Source organism: Dietzia sp. HMSC21D01, from assembly GCF_001815995.1.
Taxonomy (GTDB): Bacteria; Actinomycetota; Actinomycetes; order Mycobacteriales; family Mycobacteriaceae; genus Dietzia; species Dietzia cinnamea.
In genome coordinates this window covers 1-3,882 of record NZ_KV823968.1, presented here as the reverse complement: position 1 = coordinate 3,882, position 3,882 = coordinate 1, and the positions used below count along the sequence as shown (strand labels likewise).

General features: G+C 72.5%; 2 protein-coding genes and 1 pseudogene. 2 read left to right on the top strand and 1 reads right to left on the bottom strand.

The genetic code is table 11. The annotated features are described in order from the left end of the window. Positions 1 to 757, top strand: a pseudogene (locus HMPREF3086_RS11140) (polysaccharide biosynthesis protein); the annotation flags it as partial. 494 nt (positions 758 to 1,251) lie between these two features. Here the strand turns inward: HMPREF3086_RS11140 and HMPREF3086_RS11135 are convergent. Further along, entirely contained in the window at positions 1,252 to 2,574 is a 1,323-nt protein-coding gene (locus HMPREF3086_RS11135; protein ID WP_070721897.1) for a cell envelope lipid trafficking protein PgfA, read from the bottom strand. Positions 2,575 to 2,678: 104 nt separating this feature from the next. Between HMPREF3086_RS11135 and HMPREF3086_RS11130 the strand changes: the two genes are divergently transcribed. Then, the coding region (locus HMPREF3086_RS11130; protein WP_070721896.1) for an acyltransferase family protein at positions 2,679 to 3,882 on the top strand (1,204 nt) is incomplete at its 3' end.

The following is a 3,882-nucleotide window of genomic DNA, read 5'->3' as shown; positions in this document are numbered from 1 at the left end:
ACTCGCCGCGGGCGGCGGTGTCGGACCCGCACTCGCCGCCGGGGCCGTCGGCGTGGGCGTGGCCTGGTTCGTGGCGGCGCGGGTGACGTACGGGCCTGCGACGGCCCCGTCCCGCGTGGGGACGGGAAGGAACTCGGTCGGCGCGGGACCGCGCGGCAGCGGGGCGATTCTGGCCTCCCCGGGCGTTGCCGCCGTGCTCGCCGCCGGCCAGGTGCAGTTGGTGATGATGGCCCTCACCTCGGTCGACCTGCTCCTCGCGCGGGCGCTGCTGACCCCGGAGGACGCGGGCCGCTACGCGCTGGGGGCGGTCGCCGCGAAGGCCGCGTTCTGGCTGCCGCAGGCCGTCGGCACGGTGCTCTATCCGCGGATGGCCGATCCGGCCGGACACCGGGGAGCCGTCCGCTCGGCAGTGACGGTCCTGCTGGGCATCGGCGCGGTCGTCGTGATCGGGGCCGCCGTGGCCGCGCCGCTGGTGCCGGTGGTCGTCGGCGAAGACTACCGGCCGGTCGCCGGGCTCCTCTGGGCGTTCGCCCTGCTCGGTGTGACACTGAGCGTCCTGCAGGCGTTCCTGCTGGCCATCATCGCCTCCGACCGGACCGTTGAGGCCGGGATCGCGTGGTGCGGGCTGGTGCTCACCGCAATCGCCGTGTGGTCCGCTCCCCGCGATGTCGAAGGCGTCCTGGCCGCCGCGCTCGTCACCGTCGTCCTCACCACGGTCACGGCCGGCTGGCGCGCGCTCCGGTCGCGGCCGGCCTGATCCGAGGGCGCTGGGCCGGACCGAGCCCCTCCGGCCGAGCCACGCCACCTATCCACTTGCGACTCGCCTACGGGACCCCGTGGGCGGCGCGTGATCCGATAGGTGACGCGGTTGCCGGCGCGGTTGCCGGCGCGGTTGCCGGCGCGGCTGCCGGCGCGGTTGACCTAGCAGGGGCGTCGCGAACCGCGTCGGGCTCGCGGCGCGCGATCTGCTCCTCGGACCTCGATTCACCCCTCGCGCCGCGATTCGCTCTCGGAGTTCCTGGGGCAAGACGCAATCAGAAGCGCAGCGCCCGATCCGAGGGGCAGATCGTGGAAGCCGCGCGGTTGGTGTCGCTGTCGGCCGCTCAGCGGTCGCGTCGGCAGCTCAGCGGTCGCGGGTCCGCCGACGAGAAGAGCGTCCCGCACACGCCCTCTCGGGTGATGTGTGCGGAACGCTCTCGTCGACGCTCCAGGCGGCGGGGCCGGCTCAGCTCAGGCCGCCGCCGGCTCAGCTCAGGCGCGCGCCCGGGCGGCGTGACCGCCCGTGCCGCCACGGCCACCGCGCAGACCGAGCACGATGCCGCCGATCAGCGAGATCAGGCCCAGGATGCCGAGGACGGCGGGCACGACGCGGCCGAACGTGTTGAGCGTGTCCGCGCTCTCCTGCGCACCGGCGAGGGTCACCTGCTGCGTCTCCTCGTTCCAGCCGGACTGGAAGCGGACGGCCGTGCGGGTGGGCTCGGCCCTCTCCTCCTCCATGCGGGCCTTGTCGCCGAAGAACGCGTCGGCCTCGGCCTGGCCCTCGGCGAAGAACTGGAAGATGTCCTCCTTGCCGTTGACGATCTGACCGGTGGTCGGGTTCACCCACACCGTGCGGGTGTTGGTGTAGAAGCGGCGCATGTCGACCGCGCGCTCGGGGTCGCCTCCGAGGCCCCACTGCCCGGCGGTCATGCCCTCGCGACGGTAGCTGGCGAGGATCGACTCGACGGCGGGGTCGTAGCCGTCGGAGATGGAGGCGAAGTGGTCACGGATCGAGGACCACATGTCGATCGGGCCGAGCTCCTGGCGGAACTCGTAAGCGTCGATGCCACCGACGGTGGTCTCGCCGACGAACTCGATCGGGTTGGTGGTGAAGGTGCTGGCGTCGAAGTAGTCGTAGGCCCGCTGCTCGGTGTCGAACGGGAACTTGTACTGCAGCCCCTCGCGCACGAAGCCCGTGGGGGCGTCGTCACCGCCCGAGCCGCCGGCCACGATCTGCAGCGTGCTGGTCGCCTCGTCCACGGGCATCGCCGAGACGCGGTCGACGGTCACGCGGTCGATCGTGGCGTTGATCAGCGCCTCGACGTCGTCGCCGCCCTGCTTGTCCTCACGCAGCAGCGACTGCGCGGCCTGCATGGTGATGACCTCGGCGTCAGACGGCTCGACGGCCTGGACACGACGCTGCGAGTACATCGGGATGTCGTTGTCGATGAAGCACGTGACCGCGAACTGCACGCCGGAGTCGTCGGCCTCGGGCCCGTCGAGGGTCTCGACCGTCTCGCCCTCACCCTCGGCGCCCTCGCCCTCGTCGGCGGGGGCCTCGGGCGCCCGGCACTCGGCGCGGTCGGCGTTCAGCTCGGTGGGCGTGTTGGACGCGAGCGCACTGCCCACGAGGACCGCTCCCGGCACGGTGTCGGTGACGGTGGTGGAGTTGATGTCCAGCGGCGTCTTCTTCTGCGCCGGCACGACGAAGAACACGAGAGCCAGTGCCATAGTGATGAGAAATGCGCCGAGCCCGACGAGGACCAGTGCGGGCACCGACGACCTCCGTCCCGCCGAACTGCTCTGACGTGCCATCGTCTAGTCCTCCTGGTGTCGCGCCCTGGGCCCGCCGGGTTACCACCCGGTAACCACCGGGTTGCCTGCCCGGCCGGACCATCATCAGGAGAAGATTAACAGTGATGAAGAACGCATTCGGCACCCCCGACCCCCGAGTCGGCACTCTGCCGTCCGCGACCGGCTTCGCCCCGGCGCTGGAAGGCCTGCGGGCGGTCGCCGCGTTCGCGGTCCTCACGACGCACGTCGCGTTCCAGACCGGCTCCTCCACGGGCTCGTTCGTCCACCGGGTGTGGGGCCGGTTCGACCTGTCCGTGGCCGTCTTCTTCGCACTGTCCGGGTTCCTGCTGTGGCGGGCGCACGCCCTCCACGCGCGTCGGAACGGCCCGGGCACCGCCCGTCCGGCGGTGGATTATCTGCGCTCCCGCCTGGTCCGGATCCTGCCCGCCTACCTCGGAGTGGTCGCGGCGGTCTTCCTCCTCATCCCGCAGAACGTCCGCGCGTCAGCTGCGACCTGGGCGTCCAACGTGACGCTCACCCAGGTGTTCGTGCCCGATTCGCTGGTCGAGGGCCTGACGCACGCGTGGTCGCTGTCGGTGGAGATGAGCTTCTACCTGGTGCTGCCGCTGTTGTGGTGGGCGCTGTCGCGGCTGCGTGGTCCGGCCGCGCGGTGGCGGATCCCGGCGATCGCGGCGGTGGGGGTGGCGAGCCTCGGCTGGGCGCTCGTGCCGTGGTATGATCTCGGGCTTCCCGAGCGGATCAACGACCAGATCCTGCCCCCGGCGTTCGCGTCGTGGTTCGCGGCCGGGATGATCCTCGCCGAGCTGGTCGCCGCGCCGCCCGGGCGGGTCGCGGCGCTGGCCCGGCACTCGCGCGCGCGGTGGGCGTGGTGGGCGGTCGCGGCCGCCGCGTTCCTCGCCACCACGGTCCCCCGGTGGTTCACCGAGGGCTTCGTCCACCCGTCGGGCCCGGAGTTCGCGGCCCGCACCGCCCTCGGTGCGGTGGTCGCGTTCTGCCTCCTGGCGCCGGTCGCCCTGTCGCCGGACCGGGAGCGGTTCGCCGTTCTGGGCTCGCCGGCCCTCACCACGCTGGGCCGGTGGTCGTACGGCGTGTTCCTGTGGCACGTCCTGGTCCTGCACTTCGCGTTCCAGATCGCGTCGGTGCCCATGTTCTCGGGCCGGATGCTCACGGTCTGGCTGGTCACCGCCGTGATCTCGACGGTGGTGGCGGCGGCGAGTTACGCGCTGGTGGAGGTCCCGTCCCAGCGCTGGCTGGCGCCCCGACGCGCGCCGCGCGGGCGTCCGGCGGACGGCCAGCTCGCGGCGAGCC